The organism is Chitinibacter tainanensis DSM 15459 (assembly GCF_000429785.1).
GTDB lineage: Bacteria > Pseudomonadota > Gammaproteobacteria > Burkholderiales > Chitinibacteraceae > Chitinibacter > Chitinibacter tainanensis.
Map to the genome: position 1 here is coordinate 216,640 of NZ_KE386952.1, position 20,949 is coordinate 237,588.

Consider the following 20,949-nt stretch of genomic DNA (forward strand, 5'->3'; position numbering starts at 1 on the left):
ACTTCGGTTGGGGCTTTTTGTTTTTCAGCGCTCATCTCTCATTCAGGCCGAGCTCGCCTTGCCTGCGCTCAATCAAACTTGCCGGTTCGCCACCCAGCGGCAGCGCCAGGATGAATTTGGCACCGCCGGCGCGCGCGCCCGCTTCAACCCACACATCACCGCCATGCAAACGGGCAATCCGGCGCGTAATCGCCAGACCAAGGCCCGCGCCTTCGCTGGGGGCGCCGGCGCCTAAACGCACGAGCGGGGTAAAAATGCGCTCGTGCTCGCTCTCCGGCACGCCGGGCCCGGCATCTTCGACGATCAGATAGGCATATTGCGCATCCTTGGCGCTCGTTAGCCAGACCGGCACAGCCCCGTGGCGCAAGGCATTGGCCACCAGATTGCGCAAGGCGAACGGCAACAAAGCCGGATCAGCCCATAGCGTCAGATCTGCCGACCATTCATCGTGCAGACCCGCAAAATCCTGCACCGCAGCTCGCAGCATGGCGCGATCTAGCCATTCGCAACGCTGGTGGGGCTCATACATTTCGAGGCTGGCATAGTGCAACACCTGCTCCAATAAAGCCTGCATCTGCCGAATATTAGCCTCTAGCCCGGCGCTGGCAGCGCTCGGGTCGAAGTGCAATTGCTCGAGCTGGAAGAACATCCGCGCCAGCGGCGTGCGTAATTCATGCGCCACCGCATGCAATAAATCGCGCTGGGCGGCGAGTAATTCGCTGATTCTGGCGGCCAGCAAATTCATCCGCGCCGCCAGCGGATACAAGGTAGAGCTCGTCGGCAGCGCCTCGATGCGGGTGGCCAATGCCCCATCCCCCAATGCCTCGACGGCCCGCTGCAAAGTTCGCACCTCGCGCCAGTAGGGCCGGATGAGCGCCAGATACAGCCCGCCTCCAGCCAGTAAGACAAAACACAAGCCAGCCAGCAGCACAGAGTCGAGCAGCGGCGGGATTTGCGGCATTTGCAGCTGCATCACCCACGGCGTATCCCCCAAACGCTGATACACCTGATCCGCCACCCCGTAGCCCGCAGCCGGATACAGCAATTCGCCTTGCCGCAAGCGGCTTTGTTCAGCTGAGGGAAAATTGGCCAAGGGCAACAGCTGCAGCTTTACCTCGCCCAGCGTGTGCTGCAGATGGCTCAGTCGCAGCGGCAAAGCATGCGGGCTATTAGGGTCGAGTAATTGCTGCGCAATCAGGCGCAAAGGGCCTTGGTAAGTTTGCCGGGCATAGTGCTGCTCGCGCCCCGCCAAAAGTTGATCATAAACTGCACTGGCCACGAGCGCCGCCAGCCCCAACACCGCCGCGGCCAGCAAGAGCTGGCGCAAAGTAGGCCACCACAGCCGATCACTCATGCCGCCACCTCGGGCAACAGCATATAGCCCTGACACCAGACTGTTTTTATTTTTTCGGGAGATTTAGGGTGATCGCCCAGTTTGCGTCGCAGCCGCGACACCACCACATCGGCAGAGCGATCTAGGCCGTCAAACTCAATCCCGCGCAGGTATTGCAGCATGGTATCGCGACTCACCGCTTGGCCGGCATGCTCGGCCAGCAGCCAAAGTAATTCAAACTCGCTGTGTGTTAGCTCTAGTGACTGGCCACCCAGCGTGGCGCGGCGGCAGCTGCGCTGCAAATGCAATTGCCCGCGCGTGAGCTCCGCCAGCGGTGCCGGCTGGGCCCGCCGCAACAGCGCCTGAATGCGGGCCAGCAACACCCGCGGCTCGACGGGCTTCACTACATAATCATCGGCCCCGCTTTCCAGGCCATCAATCTGATCCAGATGCTGGTTGCGCGCGGTGAGCATCAACACCGGCAGATTGGAGATGCCGCGCACCAGCCGGCAAACACTAAAGCCATCCAGCCCCGGCAGCATCAAATCCAGCAAGAGCAGATCAGCGCGCTGCTGGCGCAGCCAGGGCAAGACTTCGTCGCCCCGGCTTAAATGACTGAGCTGATACCCTTTGGCGCGCAGGTAATCGACGATCAGTGCGGCGAGCGCGGCATCGTCTTCCACCAGCAAAATATGTGGCATGTGTGCATGACGGTGTACTTGAGATAGCGCCGACTATAGCGCCGGCAGATGACAGGCGACAAATCCAAGTTGTTTCGGTTTTTCACATCCATTCACATCTTCACACAGGCAGCGCGGGCGGGGCTGGCTAGCATGGCGGCGTCATTTCACCGGAGCCTCCCTTATGTACCCAACCCTTTTGCTCGCCAGTGTGGCGGCCGCCTTACTCAGCGCCTGCGGTGGCGGCTTACCCACCCCGGGCAGCACACCCGCCCCGAGCCAGGCCCCAACACCGGCCCCCAGCCCTAGCCCCGCACCGCTGACAGCGGCAGGGGTTTGGCTGGCCCCCGCCTATGGCTATGCACTGCAAATCAGCCCTACGGCACAGGGCTATCGCTGGGCGCGGTTTGATTACACCTCGCAAGGCTGCCTGCTGAGTGAAACCCAGCAACTGGCGGCCAGCGAGCTGGCGCAGCGCTTGCAGATCGACCCGGCCCAGCGGCTGGCGCAATATCGTGAAGCCGGTCAGGTTTACAGCACCGGCATCGAGTTTGCCCCCGCCAGCGCCTTGCCCACGCAGTGTAGTGAAGCACAGCGCCGCCGCAGCGTGGATGAGGCCGGCTATCGCGCCGACCCGAATGCCGATTTACAGCTGATCTGGCACACTTTTGCCGAGCATTATCATGATTTTCACCTGAGCCAGACCGATTGGCGGGCGCTGCGCCCCGCTGCTAATGCTTTAGCGGCCAGCGCAGGCGATGCCGAAGTGTTTGCCGCCGCCTGCACACTGACCAGCGTGCTGCAAGATGGGCATGTCAGCATTTTTCATGGTGAAGACAGCTGCACCACCACCCGCAAACCCATGCTCAGCGATCTGCTTGCCGAGGAATACGCCAGCCAGCAGCAATGGACACCGCCGTTCAGCTCAAGCCAGCAGGCCGCACTGCAAGACTATGTCAGCCAAGGCATTCAGCAGCGCAAAGCTCTGCCGGCCCTGCGTTATGCCCACGCGGGCACGGCTGGCGCCGCGGCTAATCAACAACTGCAATGGTTTATCACTGCACAGGGTTATGGCTATCTGGCCATTCACCAGTTATCGGGCTTCAGTGCGCAGGACACACTGGCCAGCGATGTGGAGGCGCTGGAAGCCGGTCTCGCGCAAGCACTGCAGCAACTTGGCCAAACCAAGGGGCTGATTATTGATTTGCGCTACAACCCCGGCGGCTATGACGAAACGGCGCTACGGGTCATGCGCCGGCTCCTGCCCGCGGCACAAACGCTGTTTAGCAAACAGGCGCGTCTGGGCGAGGCGCGCACCGCTTTGCGCCCAGTGCGCCTCAGCCCAGCGGAGAGTAGCTACCGCCAGCCGATTGCCGCGCTGATCAGCAATAGCACGTTTAGCGCGGGCGAAATTTTGGCGCTGTCTTTACGCAGCCGGCCACGCACGGTGTTGATTGGCGAAGCCAGCGGCGGCGCGCTCTCCGATACCTTGGTAAAACGCACCAGCGGCAAGGTGAATTTCAGTCTCTCGAACGAGTTTTACTATTCACCACAAGGGGAATGGTTTGAAGCGCGTGGGGTGCCAGTGAGCATCCCCGCCGCCCTGCCCAGCAGCGCTGATCTTGCCCAGCAACACGACCCCGGCATGGTGGCAGCGCTGGCTTGGTTGCGCCAGCAATAGCGGGGTATTGGCTGCAAAGCAATAGCGGAAATAGCCTTGATTGCAATACCCCAGTCGGTATCAGCAAATCGTAAAAAACTCGAATAGCTCGTAGCTGGGGGTTTGCTCCAGCAGCCGGCTGGCGCGCAAAACCTGCTCGCCAGCCGCACTGTGCAAATGCAGCTCGCGCATTGGGCCAAAACTGCCGCGCGGGGCGATCAAGAGCGCCGGACGTTCCATCTGTGGCCAGGGCGGCAGCGCCAGGCAATGCAAGGGCGCCGCCCCTGCCACCCCCGGGCTGAGCTGCAACAGCGCTGGCCATGGTGACAGCGATAGAATCTCAATACCGATCTCGGTGCTTTCGGCTTCCAGATCGACGGTTTGCCAGCGCACCGCCGCCAGCAACCAGCCCACCTCGCGCTGATCGCACACCAGCAGTGCATCCCCCACCCGGCAAGGCAAATGATCGCCTTCGATACTCAGCCGCAGGGCGTAGCCACCCGCACCCGCGTTCAGAATTTCCCAATACGCCGGGCCTGCCGCATCTCGGCCGCTTGGCGCGCGGCGTAAGGGCGCAGCGTCGGCCAAACTGAGTGGCTGGCCGGCATTGAGCTGCACCGCGGCCTGGCGCAGGCCATACAGCACGGCGAGGCTGCCTTGCTCGGGCTGGCGCGGGGCCGCCCGGCGAATGTGATTATCAAAACGGCGCGCGAGCTTGCGCCAGAGCAACACCGGAATCTCCGGCTGCACGCCATGATGGATTTGATCGTTTTCGATGCGCTCGATAATCCGGGTAAGCTGGCGCAGCAGCGGCCCCGTTTCCAGCCATAGGGCGATCCCGGTTTGTGGGTCGACTTCCTGATGCGGCAAGACCGGGGGCAAATCTTGATCCAGCAAGAGCAAAAAGCCCGTACGCCCGGGCGCTACATCGCCCAGCTTGCGGATTTCGCAGCTTTCGGTATCGGTTTGGATAATGCGGCGGATTTGCAATTGCTCGAGGCTGCTAAACGCCGGCAGATTGGCCAGCGAAAGCAGCAGGCATTCTTTGTACAGCAACAGCATCGGCGAGGGCGGCGCCGTGCTGATCAGCTGCAAACTGATATCGCCACGCGTGACGGCGTATTTGAATAAGGTATGCAGCTGTAGCCACACGCCATCCGGCACCGGCGCATAGGCGCGCTGGCACGCCCAGATCAGGGCCAGATAGGTACTGAATAAATCCACCAGCACGGCGGCGATTGGCTTGCGGCCCAGATAAAAGCGCGCTTCGGCCAAGTCACGCAGAGTGTGCTTCAGGCCATTGGCCTGCTCCAGCAACAGCGCACACAAAAAGCCCAGCTCTTGCTTAGTGCGGCCCATCGGCTGCTTGCTCAGCGCCTGCTCGGGCTGAATTAGCCGCGCCAGCGTGGCGATAATCGGCTGGTAGCGCTGCATCAGCTGATAGCGCAGCTTGGGCTCCAGCTGGGTGCGATTTAATTGCACCAGCTGATCGAGCACCTGGCTGGCGCTGCTTTGGGTACTTAAGAGCTGCAATGAGCCCAGCCATTCTTCCAGCGCATGCGGATCCCGATCCAGCCGGCTGGCGGGTTGCTGGGTAATTTCCGGAGTGATTAATGCCTCAAGCACAGCGTGTATGCCTTATTGCGCAGCGCGCAAACCAAAGAGAGCCGCCAGTATGCGAGCCTCGCTCGCCGTATGTCATTGGTATTATGCCGTAAATACATAGAGGCCAGCTTGTCGCACCGCAAGCGCTGGCCTGCGCTGCAACTTAGCCCTGCGCGTCGATATCCTGCAGCGACTCTTCGCCTTTGGTAGTCAGGAAATGGCCGACTTGATCAGGGCGCACTTCCAAATGCCCTTTGCGCAGCAGAAAAGCCAGCGCCTCGCCATGCGCCCGAGCGGTTGGGTCGGCTTTCAGTTTGCGCAGGGTTTCCACGCATAAATTCGAAAACAAATACTCGCGCCCTTGCGGGGTGATTTCCAAAATGCCGGTTTTGCGCGCATAGGCCGCAAGCTTATTGCCGGTGAGTGCCCGCACATTTTTGAACACATTGTGGCTCAGGCGGGTGCTGGTCAGGCCGCGGCTCACTTCGATCAGGGCCGCCAGCTCGGCTTTGGATAATTTAAGACTCATACAGATTCATCCGATAACGTTGCCCCGCATGATACGCGCTTTCGCCCCGCCACTGCGTACCACAAGGCCCCAGCGGCAAAGGGCATAGCCTACCCTGGGGCCCTCGCCAGTATTCAGCCCCATATACCTAGGCACGTATAACCACGGAGGCGCCATTATTATTTGCCTTAAAGCACATACCCAGTAAAAACCCGCCAAGCGGCGGGTTTCTTCGGCTTCAGCGGCGCAGCGCGCCGACAGGCTTAGAGGGCAGCAGCGAAAATCGCGCAGACTTCGTCAAAGCTTGGCTGTTTCGGATTGGTCAGACCGCAGGCATCTTTGAGTGCATTTTGGGCCAAGGTAGGGATATCTTCCGCCTTGGCGCCCAGCTGGCCCACACCGCTTGGGATGCCAACATCGGCCGCCAGCGAGCGAATCGCATCCAGACATACATCCGCTGCGGCGTTATCCGAGAGGCCGGCTACCGATTCACCCATCGCGCGGGCCACATCGCCCAGCCGTTTGGCCGCCACCTGCTTGTTATAGGCCTGCACATGCGGCAGCAAGATGGCATTACACACGCCGTGCGGCAAATCGTAGAAGCCCCCCAGCTGATGCGCCATGGCATGCACATAGCCCAGCGAGGCATTATTAAACGCCATCCCGGCCAGGAATTGCGCATAGGCCATTTGCTCGCGCGCTTCCAGATCTTGCCCATTGGCCACCGCGCGGCGCAGATACTGGCTGATGATGTCTACCGCTTTGAGCGCGCAGGCATCGGTAATCGGGGTCGCCGCAGTAGATACATAGGCTTCGATCGCGTGAGTGAGCGCATCCATCCCCGTGGCGGCGGTCAGGCCAGCGGGTTTCAGCAGCATCAGCTCTGGGTCGTTCACCGACAAAATCGGCGTGGTGTGTTTATCCACAATCGCCATTTTCACATGCCGGGCTTCGTCGGTAATGATGCAGAAGCGGGTCATTTCACTGGCCGTACCGGCGGTGGTGTTAATCGCAATCAGTGGCAGTTGAGGCTTGGCCGAACGATCCACGCCTTCGTAATCTTTGATACTGCCGCCATTCACGGCCACCAAGGCAATCCCCTTGGCACAATCATGCGGCGAGCCACCACCCAGTGAAATCACGCAATCACAGCCGTTTTTTTGCAACAGCGCCAGGCCAGCCTCTACATTGCCGGTGGTCGGGTTGGGCTGAACGCCATCAAACACCACACTGGCCACACCGTATTCAGTCAAGAGGCTTGTCACTTTTTGCACGATGCCCACCGCCACCAGCGGCACATCGGTCACGATCAGGGCTTTTTGATAACCATAGGACTGGATGGTTTTCGCGGCATCGGCCAGACAGCCAGCGCCCATCAGATTCACGGTTGGTATAAAAAATGCAGTGGTAGTCATGAGCAATCCCCTTTCAGGATCTGGATCAGGTGCACCCAGCCTACGCCCAGTTTCACTGTAAGAATTTGCGCCAAAGCAAACCCTGCTGACGTCGATTTAGCGAGCGTGCATTTATCCACTTCCGCGCCTTGGCGCTAGCAAAATCGCGGCCTACCGAGCAATACGGCAAAGCATTTAGCTGGCCAATTGGCGCAAAGCGTCGCCGATCTACCACAGCCGGGGCATGCCGTAGTCCATCGCCGGGTACTACCGCTGATAATGGACAAAACTGTGATGGAAACCCTCGGAATGAACTGTACCGGTTGCGGTGCGGCGCTCGCGATCGATGCGCTGGTTTGCCCCTACTGCGGATTGCACAATGCGGTTGACCTATTGGCAATCCGCGATTTCAAAGTGCTGGCTGAACACAGCGAACTGCGCTGCCCGGCAGGCTGCGGCGATCTGCGCTTATTGCAACTGGGTGCGGGCCTGCACACCACGGTGGGACACTGCCCCAGCTGCAATGGTCTGCATTTCGCCCCGGGCGCTTTGCAAATTGCCCTCGATAAAGTCGCTGGCCAGGTGCGCGAAATTAACCACGGCCGGCTGGCGCGAATCAAAGCCGAGCGCATCCCAAGCGATAGCGTGCGCTACCGTCCCTGCCCGGTGTGCCAAAAACTGATGCACCGGCGCGCATTTAGCCCACAGGTACGGATCATCGTCGATGATTGCCATGCCCATGGCCAATGGCTGGATAGCGGGGAATTCACCGTACTGGCCGAATGGCACGAGGCCGGCGGCCAGCAGCTGGCGGCGCAAGAGGCCGAACGCCAACAGCGCATAGCCAGCGTACAGGGCAATCTGCCACCCCCGCCACCCACCGAGCCGACGCCCGTTGGCCAGCGCCCGCTGCCGGATTGGCTCAGTGCGCTCTTGATCGCCGGCGTCATCGCCTGGCTATTTGGCCTGATCTGGCCGGTGTGGCTACTACTCGCTGGTGCGGCAGGCAGCTGGTGGTGGCAACGGCGGGGCTAGCGATATACCTAGCCATGTATACGATCCCAGGCCATTTCTAAAAAGGGCTTCAGTCGTATACCCACTAGGGCGCTGTGCATTGATTCTCCTTTGCGCGGCTAAGCCCTTGTTGCAGCAATACCACGCAGCTGGGCGGCCTTTTTCTTTGTAAGCACCAAGGCCTTCGGTCAGCATGTAGAAAGAAAATCCACGTAGAACGCGTCAAACTTACGTATAGCCACGGGCCTAGTGCACGTAGCGGGCGGCAGCCCGCCACAAAGCCCCGTCAAAGCGGCAGACCGTGTAAGCCCACAACGCCACTGACATCAATCCATCAGCAAACGATGATAATCTGCCGTTTATCACTGGCAAGCATCGGATACCTGCATGGCTGAACCTCGTTTCGATACCCCGGTTTTTATCGTGGAAAAACAAAGCACACCCGTTGATCTGAGCGCGACGCCGTTTTTCTACAATGCCGCCGGCCAACCCAGCTATGTAGCCAGCTTGCCGGCCGGGGTTACGCCACTGAGCCCGGTTGCCACCGACCCTGCACTGGCGGTGGGGCATGAATATCTGGTGCGCGAGGTGGTGGGCGTAAAGCCCAATGCACCCTATGGCATTGAAACCCAGCTGGGCATGCAGGGCGAGCGCATTTCCTACGAGCCGCTGTGGGTAAGCCGCAGCATTGCCGCTGCGTTTGGCATTACGCTGATTGCGCCGGGTGAGGCCATCCAGATCGCGAGCCCGGTGCCAACGCTGGCGCATATCGAATACGAATACGGCGTGTTTGCCGGGCATTGGTCGCCGTATCAGGGCACCGGCAATCAGCTACTGACCGAGGTGTGTACCGATCTGGAGCACCATGATTTTCCGCATGTGTTTGCCTCGACCGATGCCGATTTTCCGCTGGTGATATCGGTCGCCCGCTACTGGCCGGCGCTGGGCAAAATCCGGCTGGCCGATTTATGGGTGCCGACGGGCTATGCGCTGTACATTCCGCCCAAACCGGCCGACCCGGCGCTGCCCTGTATTGATCTGCACAATAACCGCAATTCGGCGCGCGCCTGCTGGGGCCAGCTGCACCGGCACAGCATCCACACCGACACCTTACTGCAAGCTGAGCATGGCTATTTCTACTGGTACTGGAATGCCATCCCCACTCACCACAGCCACCCGGCCCAACCCGGCTAATGGAGCACCGCATGCCGCTCGATGAATTACTCACTCCCGATAGCGCCGTGTATAAAACCCTGCTCGAATCGACCAAGGCGATCCCCTGGCGAATCGATTGGGCCAGCATGGCTTTTACTTATATCGGCCCGCAGATCGAGCCGCTACTCGGCTGGGAGCGCGATAGCTGGCTGAGTGTGAATGACTGGGCGGAGCGTATCCACCCCGATGATCGCGAAGCGGTGGTTAATTTTTGCGTGGCGCAATCGCAAAGCGGCATTGATCACGAGGCCGACTACCGGGCGCTCACGCGTGACAATGGCTATGTGTGGATTCGCGATGTGGTGCATGTGGTGCGCAATGCTGCTGGCGAGGTTGAGGCGCTGGTGGGGTTTATGTTCGATATCAGCGAGCGCAAAAAAACCGAAGAAAAACTCTTAAGCCTGCAAAAAGAGCTTGAAGCGCTGTCATTCAAAGATGGCCTCACCGGCATCGCCAACCGGCGCAAATTCGATGCCCAGCTGCATGCCGAATGGGCCAACGCCCAGCGCAGTAGCGAGCCGCTGTCGCTGATCTTGCTCGATATCGATTACTTCAAGCAATACAACGATTTATACGGGCATTTGCAAGGGGATGAGTGTCTGCGTCAAGTGGCGCAAACTTTACAGCTAGCCGCCGCTGGCCCGCGCGATCTAGCCGCCCGCTTTGGCGGGGAAGAATTTGTGATTTTGCTGCCTAATTCCGATCACAAAGCGGCGCAAAAAGTCGCCGCGCGCTGCTTGCGACTGATTGATAAATTGCAATTACCCCATGCCAATTCCAGTGGCAGCCACCATATCACCGCCAGCTTCGGGGTGGGCACGCTGCCGGCCGGCGATGCGCGCAGCGCGGCCGAGCTAGTTGCTGCAGTCGATCGGCTGCTGTATCGCGCCAAGCAGCAAGGCCGGCATTGCATTGTGAGTGATCAGGCCAGCGAAGCCTGCACGGCCTAAATACCCCGGCAGGTATTGCTGGCAGAGCCAGATAAAACAAAGGCCGGCGCGCAATACACCGGCCTTGTGTTTTGGCGCGCGGCTTAGCGTCCGATCAGCGCGTGCACATCATGACTCATGATGGCCAAATACGCTGCCAGCCCCAGATACAAGAGCCCGTAGCTAAAGCGATCGCCACTGCTGGCCTGATAGTAATGCTGATTAGCCGGATCGTGCGGATCAAACTGCCACGCCAGCTTGAGCTGCGGCAAGGCCAACACGGCCACCAGCACCAGCATCGGGCTGGGCCGATACACAAACAGCGCCAGCAAAATCGGCACGCCCAGCAGCCACAGTCGGGGCGACAAAATGGCGGTAATTCGCCCGCCATCGAACGGCGCCAGCGGTATCAGATTAAACAGATTGAGCATAAAGCCGGCATAGGCCAGCGCATAAAACAGCGGGCCGCCGCCGGCACGGGCATAAAAATAACACGCCACCGCCGCCACGGTACCCGCCAGCGGGCCAGCCAGTGCGATATGGGCTTCGGTTTCCACATTCATCGGCTGCGCCTTAAGTTCGATCCACGCACCAACAAAAGGGATAAACGTCGGCGCGCCCACATCCAGCCCCCGCTGGCGCGCAGCAAGATAGTGGCCCAGCTCATGCACCAGCAGCAGGCCAACGAAGCCCACGGCATACGGCCAGCCAAAGAACCAGCCATACACCAGCACCGACAGCAGCATGCTGCCGCCGGTGGTGAGCAATTTGCCCAGCTTTGCGCTGCTTAAAAGCAGCAACAAGAGCTTCATACTTGCGCCGAATCGTCAGATTTACCGCCAAAGAAGCGCCGGATCGCCGCAAAGCCGCCGACCAGCGCCAAACCGATCAGCTTGGCCGATTTCGCCAGAAAGGCGCCAATCACCGCCAGCAGGCCGAGTTTTTTCGCGGCCACCCCACCGACCAGCGCAGCCAGGCCATATTCGGCCACCTTGTCGGTGCTGGCGTTAAAATCGCTGTAGCGTTTGCCATCGTTAAATTCCAGCGCCGCCAGCAATTGTTTGGCGATGGGTTTTTCTGCTTCTACCGTGCTCATACCGGTCACCAGATTCATGCTGATATAGCCTTCGCGGCCTAGGGCATAGGTGTTGTAATTCACGCCTTGCTCGGCATCGCTGCTCGCGCCTTTATCACGGGTATTGGCCGACCAGACCAAGCGATGGCTGGCCGCTTCGTAAGTTGGCTTTTCCACCCAGCCAATCACCTCAAATTCAGGAATACCGCGCTCTTTGCGCATTTTATTGGTTTCTTCGGTGCCTTCTTTCAGGCTGGTGAGGAGCTCGGCCGCATCCCAGTCTTTGGCATCGTCGTCTTTGATGTAGCCTGATTTTTCATAGCTGACATCAATAAACCAGTTTTGCTGCTCATCTTCCGGCATGATCAGCCCCAAAAGATCATCGCCCACCGAATTGCCCATCGCCACCATCAGCGTTTTGGCCTCGGCTTGTGGAATAAACGCATAGCCGGCAGGTAATTTCAGCCTGGCCTGATCAATCAGCCCGATCTCGGCTGGGCCATGCTGAGCCGCCTTGGCTGCGGCCTGATAGGCACTTTGAATCGCCGGATCACTGGCCCACAACCAGCTACTGCACAGCAAGGCCAGTACGGCCATGAAGAGTTTTTTCATCATCTCACCTTGTTTAGTTTTGGTTTTATGAAAGAAAGATGCTGATCCTGCCAACTGAGTAAGTCAAAATTTAAGCCAACATCTGTCAGACTAAGGGCAAAGTGCGCAACAAAGATCAATCCGCCAGCGCTAAGCTCACCGGCATGGAGACACCATGAAAAAAGCCGCTACCGTTCAAGACTATGCCCGCCGGCTGCAGCGCGCAGTGGGGCTGATCTGGCAACACCCGCAGCAGAGCTATTCGCTGGAACAGCTGGCCGCGGCCGCGCATTTCTCGCCTTACCACTTCCACCGCATTTACCGGGAGATGATGGGCGAAAGTGTGGGCGCCACCCAGCAGCGCCTGCGTTTACTGCAAGCGGCGCGTTCGCTAGGCCAAACGCCTGCGCAGCAGCTCGAACGCCTGGCGCGGCGCAGTGGCTACGGTAGCAGTGCCGCCTTTGTACGGGCGTTTGCCGCCAGCTATGGGCATACCCCGGGCGCCTACCGGCGCATGCGGCTACAGGTACTCCAGCGTCATTTACAACAGGAGCCCAGCATGTACCCGATTCGTCTGCATACCCAAACTAGCCCCTTGCCGCTGGCCTTGTGCCCGCATCTAGGGCCGTATATCCAGATCGGCGAGGCCTTTGCCAAGCTACAGCTGCACAAAACCAGCCTGCCCGTGAGCCTGCCGCTACGCTGGTTCGGGCTGTATTTTGATGACCCGCAATCCGTGGCGCCCGAGCAATTACGCTCGGCCGCCGCACTAACGGTGAACGCCGATGCGCCGCTGCCAGCTGGCATTGAGGCCTTTGCGCTGCCGGCGGGTCGTTACGCCGTGCTGGAGCACATCGGCCCCTATAGCGAGCTAGAGCAAGCCTATCAGTGGCTGTATGGCGTGTGGCTGCCGGCCAGTGGCGAGCAGCCGGGCAATGTACCGGTGATCGAGCAATATCTGAATCTACCGATCGACACCCCGCCCACCGAGCTACGCACCGAAATCTGGGTTGCACTGCAATAACACCCGCCACCCGTATTGCCCTGCAGGCTTTGAATAACATTGCTTGCAGGGCAATACCCTTGATATCAATCACTAGCCGGTAGAAATACCGGCCACCTTGCCATGGGCGATTCACGCCCAGCAGGCTACACTGGCGCTCTTGCCCATCTCGCCCCTGCGCCATCATGACTCGCACGATCTACCTGCTCCGCCACGGCCAAACCGAACTGAATGCACAGCGCCGCATGCAAGGCCATTGTGATTCGCCCCTAACGCCACTGGGCCAAGCTCAGGCTCGCGCCATGGGCCGCACCTTGCGCACCCTCATCACCGAACCTGTTAGCTGGCAGCTGGCCGTCAGCCCACTGGGGCGGGCACAGCACACCGCGCAATTAGTCTGCGCCGAGCTCGGTTTGCCGGCTGCGCATCCGCGCACCGATGCGCGCCTCATTGAAGTAGGCTTTGGCGATTGGGAAATGCAGGCGGTCGAGCCGCTGCATGCGCAAAATCCCGAGCTGGCCGCGCGGCCCGATTGGCATTTCGCCGCCCCCAATGTGGAGCCCATGGCGGCCGTGCAAGCGCGGATTGCCGCGCTATTGGCCGACCCCGCCCTCCCCGCGCAACTGATTATCGTGGCGCACGGCCTGTTGGGGCGCTTTATCCGCGGGGCGTATGCGCAGCTACCGCTGGATGAAATGCTGCAGCAGGAAATGCCGCAAGACGCTTTTTATCGCCTGCAGCATGGGCAGATCGAGCGTATTGCCTGCCTAGACCTGTAATTATCCACAACTTATCGACGGGCTGTGCACGGTTTTATCCACAGTCGCTGCACTGCAACATTACCAGCAGGTTACCGTAAGTCGCTTGCGGACCGGCAAGGCATCGGATACAAACAAATGAACGATGCCAACCCGGAGGTGTGTGATGCGAATAATGGCTGGATGTGTGTTGGCCCTCGCCCTAAGCCCGCTCTGGGTGCAAGCCGCCGGCTGCCAAAAGCCACTGCGGATGGCGGTCGAGCAATGGCCGCCCTATGTGTATAGCGATGCGCAAGGCAAACCGCGCGGCGTGGATATCGAGATTTTGCAGGCGATCTTTGCCGAAGCCGGCTGTAGCCTGCAGATTGGCCCCGAATTACCGCGCAAGCGCCGGCAGGCGATGTTTATCGAAGGCAAAATCGACCTGATGCTGGCCGCCAGCATCACCCCCGAGCGCCAGCAATTTAGCTGGTTTACCGCGCCCTACCGCGATGAATCGGTCAGCCTCTTTAGCAAACCCGAACAAGCGGCCCAATACACCCAGCTCGAAGGTTTTGGCAGTATTTTGCAGCAGCGCATCGCCCTGTTGGCCCCGAATGCCGGCTGGTATGGCGAAGACTACAAAAAACACTATTTCTGGCTCAATGAAGCGCGGCTGCTCTCGCCGTTTGAGACCTTTAATCAGGGCGTACGCATGCTGGCGGCCGGTCGCGCGCCTTTATTGCTGGGCGACACCGGCGCCGTACATTTTGAAGCCGGCCAGCAGCAAATCAGCGTCTATCAGCTACCCCTGCTGGTAATGAGCGAACCGGTACACTTTATGCTCAGCAAAAAAAGCGTAAGCCAAGCTGATAGCGAAAAACTCAACGCCGCCCTGCTGCGATTAGAAAAACGCGGCGTACTGAAGAAAATCCGCAGCCAGTATGGTTTAAGCCTGAACGCCGCGGCCCCAGCCAGCCGCTAGGCTGTTTCCTGGCGTGACAGCCTCACCGTATGCATTGCGCATACTTTCATCGATTGATATTCTGAGTTCAAACTATAGAAAGATCACTCGGAGTATCCCATGCGCCTGTTGCAGCGTTTATCCCTGTTTACCCGTATTTTATTGTGGCTACTGGCCGTACAGCTTTTAGCCATCGTGGTGTTTAGTATCAGCAGCTATCTGGGTAAAGCCGAAGAAGTACGCCATAGCATGGATGCGCGCCTGACCGCCGCGGCCAATTCGGTGCCCTATATGCTGGCCGGCGATTATGTTGGCCGCGCAACTCAAGCGGGCAGCATTGCTGACAGCGAATATCGCCAGCTGGTGCGCCGGCTGGGCGAATATTCGCGCCGCGTCGGTTTAGCTTACTGCTATGTACTCACGGTGCGGGATGGCAAGGTGTTTTACATTGGCGATGGCGCCCCTGAGGCCGAAATCGCCGCTGGCAAATACGCCAAGTACTTTGACCAATACGAAGATGCCGCCCCCGCCATCCTGCAAGCTTGGCAAAGTGGCCAAGCACAGTTCGCCGAATATAGCGACAAATACGGCACGTTCCGCTCCGTATTCCTACCGATGCAGCAAAATGGCCAAACCTACCTGATTGGGGTGGATGTCACGATGGCGCAAGTGGCCGAGGCCAAACAGGCCGAGCTGCTGCGCATTATTCAGCTGGCGATCCTGTGTGTGCTGATTGGCAGCGTGCTGGCGTATTTTGCCGCCCGGCAGATTGCCCATCGCCTGCAGCGCTCCGCACGCCGGATTGGCCAGATTGCCGCCCAGCGCGATTTGCGGCAAACCCTGCACGAACAAGGCGGCGACGAGATCGCCGCGATGATGAGCCAGCTGAATCAATTGCTGCAGCTCTTACGCGAGACCTTGGCCAAGGCCGGCCACAGCGCAGCCAGCAATGCCGGCGCCGTGCGCCAATTTCATAGCTTAACCGAGCAAATGAACAAAAACCTGCTGCACACCACGCAAAACATGCAGGCGCTCAACCAAGATGTGCAAGCCATCGATCACAGCGCGCAACATTCAGCCACGCTAGCCGCCGCCACGCGCGATCGGGTTAATCAGGCCAGCAGCCAGCTGCAGCAAGCCGGCGCAAGCTTCGGGGCCATGCTCAGCGCCGTGAACGACAATGCCGGCTCGACCGAATCCTTGGCGCACGAGCTGGATCAGCTGGCCCGCTCCACTGGCGACATTACCCGGGTTTTGGATGCGATTGGCGCGATTTCGGATCAGATTAACCTATTGGCACTGAATGCCGCGATTGAAGCAGCGCGGGCCGGTGAAGCCGGGCGCGGCTTTGCGGTCGTGGCCGATGAAGTGCGCAAGCTGGCCGGGCAAACGCAGCTTTCGCTGCAAGATTCGCGCAGCGCCATCGCCAAGGTGGTGGACGGCATCACCATCACCGCCACGGATATGAGTGATATGTCGGAACGGGCACGCCAGCTGGTGCAAACTGCCGATCAGGCCGTGAGCCATATCCACGAGCTAGTTACCATGCTGCACCAAACCGCCACCGAAGCCAGCGAAGCCGTGAGCGAGGCCGAGCGCATCGAGCAGGCCGTGCACCACATCGCCACCGAGGCCAGCGAAGCGGATCAACAACTGCAAACCACCGCGGGCCACTCGCGGCAAATTCAGGAGATCGCCGGCCAGATTGGCGAGGCCGCCAGCGAGCTGCAGCGCGAATTGCAGCAATTCCAGACCTAAGCATGAACAGGTTGGCGCTGCGTGCCGTCGTGCCGCTGTGGCCTGTGGCGACAGGGGCAATACCTAGCCAGGTATTGCCCGCCAAGTCATACTAAAGATAGCTCAGCGGAAAATTCCCCCTAAGCATCAACGCCGCAGCACCTCGGCCAGCGCCTGCAGCAGCAGCGCGACATTTTCGCGCCGCGCGCCATACCCCATCAGCCCAATCCGCCAGGCTTTGCCGGCTAGCGCGCCCAGCCCGGCGCCGATTTCTAGGTTGTAATCGTTCAAAAGTGCAGTGCGCACCGCCGCATCATCCACTCCAGCCGGAATTCGCACGGCATTCAATTGCGGCAGGCGAGCGGATTCTTCCACCAGAAACTCGATGCCCAGTTCGGTCAGGCCAGCCAGCAGTAGCTGATGCTGCTGGGCATGCCGCGCCCAAGCGTGCTCCAAGCCTTCGGCCGCCAGCAGGCGCAGGCTTTCGTGCAGTGCATACAGTGCATTCACCGGCGCGGTGTGGTGATAGCTGCGTTTGCTGCCATTGGCATTGCCCCAATAGCCCATCACCAGGGTTTGATCGAGAAACCAGCTTTGCACCGCTGTTTTGCGGGCTTTGAGTTTTTCCACCGCCGCCGGTGAGAATGACAAAGGCGCCAAGCCGGGCACACAAGACAGGCATTTCTGGCTGCCGGAATACACGGCATCAATGCCCCAATCATCCACCCGCAGCTCGATCCCGCCCAGCGCCGTCACGGCATCGACGATGCTGAGGCAACCATATTGCTTGGCCAGTGCGCACAGCGCTTGGGCATCCGAGCGCACGCCAGTGGAAGTTTCGGCATGCACAAAAGCCAGAAAGCGCGCTTGCGGATGCGCTTGTAGCGCCGCTTCTACCGCCTGTGGGTCAACTGGCTTGCCCCATTCGGCATCGACCACCACGGCATGGGCGCCCACTCGCTCCACGTTTTGCCGCATGCGCTCGCCAAACACGCCATTGCGACAGACGATGACGGTTTCACCGGCCTCAACCAAATTCACAAAGCAGGCCTCCATCCCGGCCGAACCAGGGGCCGACACCGCCAGCGTCATTTCATTGCGGGTCTGAAAGGCGTATTGCAGCAGCGCCTTCACCTCATCCATCATGCCGACAAACAGCGGATCGAGATGGCCGAGCGTCGGCTTGGCTTGCGCCGCCAGCACCGATGGATACACATCTGATGGGCCGGGGCCGAGCAGCGTGCGGCGCGGGGGCTGAAACGGGGCAACTTGGGGCGGGACAAGCAGCATGGCAGGCTCCTGAGCGAAGTAGGCAACAGGCTGATTATGGCGCGCAGGCTGGCGCGCGTCACCGGGTTTTTGCTGCAAGTGCACAATAATCGCTGTGCGCATCAGGCCAAGCGGGGCAACACCACGCGCGGCGCTGCGCCGGCCTCGCTAGGGCTGATCGCGGTACAGCTCGTCTTCTGCTACTGGGCTTGGAGTATTGCCCTCGGCGCCTTTTTGCATGCGACTTCTGGCGCTATACATCTTGCCACGCGCCACACATTGCGGTGCAAAAGTGAGAAAGCCGATGTCGGTCGGCAGATCGTCATACACCGCCTCCATCCCGCCTTGCATGCAATAGGTTTCATGCCAGAAACCGGTGCCGCCGCTGTGGCGCATAAACTGCTGCCACCACTGTCGGTGCGGCTCGGAGCGCGCCCAGCGCTCCAGCGACTCGAAATCACGCCAGTATTGCCGCATGCCAACATGCGGTGGAAATAAGGAAAACAGCAAGTTTTCATGCCGCAGCAGGCCATCGGGCTGCTGCTCAACCGCTTGAGCGATTTTGGGCCCCAGGCCCAGCAGGGTTTTGAGACCGGTCCAGGCGTTGACCCGTAAGCCGAGATAAATCACCACCAGATCGGGGTAGGCCGATAAATCCACGGTACGACGATGTACTTTGCTCATGATTCGCTCAGCGGCAAACAGACCGCCTTAGCTTAAACCAGAAGCAGGGCCGCGGCTGCCGCCGCTCGCCCCGCGTAGCGCAGCCGCCGCAGTAAGCGGTGGTTTAGCCTACTACCCCACCGCCCCAGCACCACCGTTTAGCCAATCAGCTGGCGTAGCTGGGTGGCCCAATCCACACGCTGCCAATCCGGGCCCATCCACAGTGCGCGGTAGCTATCGCCACGGAAACGGCGATCCACTTCCACCAGCACATGCACGCCTTCCGGGCGCGGGATGCAGGTGACCTCGACTTCCTGCACGCCGGTGAGGCCGCCAAAGCCGCCCTGCGTCGGGCGGAATTCGAATTCCTGATAGCAGCCCAGCGAGCTGTAAATATCATTGACGCGCACGGTGCCGATTTCGACATCGGTGCTGGCGTGCATATAGCCCAGCTGGCCCAGCGCAGCGATCAGCGCCTGCATTTGTGGCAGCGGCCGTACATCGAGAAAATCACGGTCTTTGGCATCGATCGCCGCGGCAATCGCCAGATCGGTATGCACCCACACCGCCGCGCGGATATGCGGGTAATACGGTGCACCCGGCGTGGTTAGCGCGGTGGCATTGTTCACTGGTAATTCAAGCGGTAACTGGAAAGAAAATGGCAGCCGTTGCTCTTGGCCGGCCTGGATTTGCAGGGCGCCACTGGCACGAAAACGCCCCAATGCATGGGCGACACGGATTTCATCTTCGCCGGCTTCCTGCTCGGCTTCGGTCATCAGCACCAGATCTACGTATTCGATGGTTTGCTCAACGCTACCGCCTTTGATACACACCACCCCGCTCAGCGTACCGCCGGGCACCACTTGCGGATTATCCAGCACCGTATCCACCGTAGCGCCACCCACGCCCACCGCCGCAAACAGTTTCTTAAACATCGTTTCTCTCTAATTATCCGTGCAGCATATGCTGCGCTGGTTCTGATTGGTGGGCCGATAAAAAGTTTCACGCGGCAGTGAACAAAAAGATGGCTTGAGTATCTGGTAGGGTATATCGCTCAACACAAGCATTTACAATGACGACGTGGCAATACCCAAGACTAAAAACCATTCCGCCATTGCCACCCCCTGCACGAGCCACTGCAGCCGTTGACAGCCTTGGTACAATGACTTTTTTGCCTGCTGTCCGAGTCCTGCCATGAGTAGCCGCCCCGAACCGAACCTCAGTGCCGATTTATCCGGGCTTAATTGCCCGCTGCCGATTTTGCGCACCAAAAAAGCCCTGGCTGCGCTCGAAGGTGGCCAGCTGCTGCAAGTGACCTGCACCGATCCGGCCACGCCAACCGACTTTGCCGCCTTTTGCAAACAAACCGGCCATACACTGGTCGAGCACTGGCAAGCTGAGGGCAAGTTTCTGTTTCTGATTCAAAAGCGCAGCGCCTAAGCCCCATACCCGAGCATGTATCGGGCGATAGGCCATAGCCAAATTAAGCCACACGGATATACCCCACAAGGATTGCCAATATGACTACCACCTTGACCATTACCCGCCCCGATGACTGGCACCTGCATTTGCGCGATGGCGCGGGCCTTGCCAGCGTGCTGCCGCATACGGCGCGTGAATTTGGCCGCGCAATTGTGATGCCCAATCTGAAGCCGCCGGTCACCAATGTGCAGCTGGCTGGGGAATACCGTGAGCGCATTCTGGCCGCCCGCCCGGCCGGCAGCGCATTCCAGCCACTGATGACGCTCTACCTCACTGATAACACCACCCCGGCCGACATCGTGGCCGCCAAGGCCAGCGGCTTTGTGCATGGGGTGAAGCTGTATCCGGCTGGCGCCACCACCAATTCGGACGCCGGCTGTACCGACGTCAATAAAGTGCTGCCCACCATCGAAAAAATGGCCGAAGTGGGCCTGCCATTCTTGGTGCATGGCGAAGTGGTGGATGCTGAGATCGATATTTTCGATCGCGAAGCGGTGTTTATCGACCGCATCATGAAACCGCTGCTTGAGCGCTTCCCAACCCTACGCGTAGTGTTTGAACACATCACCACCAAAGACGCCGCCGAATTTGTCGCCAGCGCCGGCCCCAATGTGGCCGCTACCGTCACCGCCCATCACCTGCTGATGAACCGCAACGCCATGCTGGTCGGCGGCATTCGCCCGCATCTGTATTGCCTGCCCGTGCTGAAGCGCGAATTGCATCGCCAGGCGCTGGTGCGCGCGGTTACCGCCCATGATGAGCATGTGCGCCGCAAATTCTTCCTGGGCACCGATAGCGCCCCCCACGCCAAAGGCGCCAAAGAAAGCAGCTGCGGCTGCGCCGGCATGTATACCGCCCATGCGGCCCTGCCACTGTATGCCGAAGTATTTGATGCCGCTGGCGCGCTGGATAAGCTGGAAGCCTTTGCCAGCCTAAATGGCCCGGCCTTCTACGGCCTGCCGACCAATCCGGATAAGGTGACGCTGGTGAAAGAAAGCTGGACCGTGCCCGCCGAATATCAGTTTGGCGATAGCGTGGTGGTGCCATTGCGCGCTAGTGAAAGCATCCACTGGAAACTGCAGGACTAAGG

20 protein-coding genes are annotated in these 20,949 nt (G+C 59.7%); 10 read left to right on the forward strand and 10 right to left on the reverse strand.

Features of this window, described 5'->3' with window-relative positions; all coding sequences use genetic code 11:
• Nucleotides 1-31: 31 nt before the first annotated feature.
• The gene (locus tag G482_RS0113410; RefSeq protein ID WP_028450454.1) at nt 32-1,354 is read right to left on the reverse strand and encodes an ATP-binding protein; all 1,323 of its coding nucleotides are present in this window, start codon (nt 1,352-1,354) and stop codon (nt 32-34) included.
• A complete protein-coding gene (locus G482_RS0113415) occupies nt 1,351-2,034 on the reverse strand; it encodes a response regulator transcription factor (protein WP_028450455.1) in 684 nt (227 codons plus the stop codon). Before G482_RS0113415 ends, G482_RS0113410 begins: the two co-directional genes overlap by 4 nt.
• 163 nt (nt 2,035-2,197) lie before the next feature.
• Here G482_RS0113415 and G482_RS0113420 point away from each other — a divergent pair, with 163 nt between their 5' ends.
• Nucleotides 2,198-3,694, forward strand: a complete 1,497-nt coding sequence (locus G482_RS0113420; protein WP_028450456.1) for a S41 family peptidase — start codon at nt 2,198-2,200, stop codon at nt 3,692-3,694.
• Between the two features lie 60 nt (nt 3,695-3,754).
• On the opposite strand, the gene G482_RS0113425 is transcribed toward G482_RS0113420, so the two are convergent.
• The 3 genes from G482_RS0113425 to yiaY all read right to left on the reverse strand — a co-directional run bounded on the left by G482_RS0113425 (nt 3,755) and on the right by yiaY (nt 7,201).
• Entirely contained in the window at nt 3,755-5,299 is a 1,545-nt protein-coding gene (locus G482_RS0113425; RefSeq protein WP_028450457.1) for a cyclic-di-GMP receptor FimW-related protein, read from the reverse strand.
• A gap of 142 nt (nt 5,300-5,441) precedes the next feature.
• Complete coding sequence (locus tag G482_RS0113430; RefSeq protein ID WP_028450458.1) at nt 5,442-5,807, reverse strand: hypothetical protein; 366 nt, start codon at nt 5,805-5,807, stop codon at nt 5,442-5,444.
• A 242-nt stretch (nt 5,808-6,049) separates the two neighbouring features.
• On the reverse strand, nt 6,050-7,201 hold the full coding sequence (gene yiaY, locus G482_RS0113435; protein ID WP_028450459.1) for an L-threonine dehydrogenase: 1,152 nt from the start codon (nt 7,199-7,201) through the stop codon (nt 6,050-6,052).
• A 273-nt stretch (nt 7,202-7,474) separates the two neighbouring features.
• Between yiaY and G482_RS0113440 the strand changes: the two genes are divergently transcribed.
• From G482_RS0113440 to G482_RS0113450, 3 genes are all read left to right on the forward strand, one after another.
• Nucleotides 7,475-8,215 carry a TFIIB-type zinc ribbon-containing protein gene (locus tag G482_RS0113440; RefSeq protein ID WP_156129099.1) on the forward strand — a complete coding sequence of 247 codons (741 nt, stop codon included), beginning with the start codon at nt 7,475-7,477 and terminating at the stop codon, nt 8,213-8,215.
• A gap of 366 nt (nt 8,216-8,581) precedes the next feature.
• Entirely contained in the window at nt 8,582-9,388 is an 807-nt protein-coding gene (locus tag G482_RS0113445) for a hypothetical protein (protein WP_028450461.1), read from the forward strand.
• An 11-nt stretch (nt 9,389-9,399) separates the two neighbouring features.
• On the forward strand, nt 9,400-10,359 hold the full coding sequence (locus tag G482_RS0113450) for a sensor domain-containing diguanylate cyclase (RefSeq protein WP_034619745.1): 960 nt from the start codon (nt 9,400-9,402) through the stop codon (nt 10,357-10,359).
• 83 nt (nt 10,360-10,442) lie between these two features.
• Here the strand turns inward: G482_RS0113450 and G482_RS0113455 are convergent, their stop codons facing one another.
• Nucleotides 10,443-11,150 (reverse strand): site-2 protease family protein, encoded by a 708-nt coding sequence (locus G482_RS0113455; protein WP_028450463.1) that lies wholly within the window; start codon nt 11,148-11,150, stop codon nt 10,443-10,445.
• A complete protein-coding gene (locus tag G482_RS0113460) occupies nt 11,147-12,025 on the reverse strand; it encodes a DUF2167 domain-containing protein (protein WP_028450464.1) in 879 nt (292 codons plus the stop codon). The genes G482_RS0113455 and G482_RS0113460 overlap by 4 nt, the downstream gene beginning before the upstream one ends.
• A gap of 154 nt (nt 12,026-12,179) precedes the next feature.
• Here G482_RS0113460 and G482_RS0113465 point away from each other — a divergent pair, with 154 nt between their 5' ends.
• The 4 genes from G482_RS0113465 (at nt 12,180) to G482_RS0113480 (ending at nt 16,466) form a co-directional block, all read left to right on the forward strand.
• Nucleotides 12,180-13,028, forward strand: coding sequence for an AraC family transcriptional regulator (locus tag G482_RS0113465; RefSeq protein WP_028450465.1), 849 nt, complete (start codon nt 12,180-12,182; stop codon nt 13,026-13,028).
• Between the two features lie 164 nt (nt 13,029-13,192).
• Nucleotides 13,193-13,786 (forward strand): histidine phosphatase family protein, encoded by a 594-nt coding sequence (locus tag G482_RS0113470; protein WP_028450466.1) that lies wholly within the window; start codon nt 13,193-13,195, stop codon nt 13,784-13,786.
• Nucleotides 13,787-13,952: 166 nt separating this feature from the next.
• Entirely contained in the window at nt 13,953-14,729 is a 777-nt protein-coding gene (locus tag G482_RS0113475) for a substrate-binding periplasmic protein (protein WP_211227630.1), read from the forward strand.
• A 99-nt stretch (nt 14,730-14,828) separates the two neighbouring features.
• On the forward strand, nt 14,829-16,466 hold the full coding sequence (locus G482_RS0113480; RefSeq protein WP_028450468.1) for a methyl-accepting chemotaxis protein: 1,638 nt from the start codon (nt 14,829-14,831) through the stop codon (nt 16,464-16,466).
• 126 nt (nt 16,467-16,592) lie between these two features.
• Here the strand turns inward: G482_RS0113480 and G482_RS0113485 are convergent, their stop codons facing one another.
• From G482_RS0113485 to G482_RS0113495, 3 genes are all read right to left on the reverse strand, one after another.
• On the reverse strand, nt 16,593-17,735 hold the full coding sequence (locus G482_RS0113485) for a pyridoxal-phosphate-dependent aminotransferase family protein (protein WP_156905408.1): 1,143 nt from the start codon (nt 17,733-17,735) through the stop codon (nt 16,593-16,595).
• 147 nt (nt 17,736-17,882) lie between these two features.
• Nucleotides 17,883-18,398, reverse strand: coding sequence for a DUF4188 domain-containing protein (locus tag G482_RS0113490; RefSeq protein ID WP_034619746.1), 516 nt, complete (start codon nt 18,396-18,398; stop codon nt 17,883-17,885).
• Nucleotides 18,399-18,535: 137 nt separating this feature from the next.
• Complete coding sequence (locus G482_RS0113495; protein ID WP_028450471.1) at nt 18,536-19,312, reverse strand: sporulation protein; 777 nt, start codon at nt 19,310-19,312, stop codon at nt 18,536-18,538.
• A 259-nt stretch (nt 19,313-19,571) separates the two neighbouring features.
• On the opposite strand from G482_RS0113495, the gene G482_RS0113500 reads away from it, so the two are divergent.
• Together G482_RS0113500 and pyrC are read left to right on the forward strand one after the other, a co-directional pair.
• A complete protein-coding gene (locus G482_RS0113500) occupies nt 19,572-19,817 on the forward strand; it encodes a sulfurtransferase TusA family protein (RefSeq protein WP_028450472.1) in 246 nt (81 codons plus the stop codon).
• 80 nt (nt 19,818-19,897) lie between these two features.
• Nucleotides 19,898-20,947 carry a dihydroorotase gene (gene pyrC / locus G482_RS0113505; RefSeq protein ID WP_028450473.1) on the forward strand — a complete coding sequence of 350 codons (1,050 nt, stop codon included), beginning with the start codon at nt 19,898-19,900 and terminating at the stop codon, nt 20,945-20,947.
• The last annotated feature ends 2 nt before the right edge of the window (nt 20,948-20,949 follow it).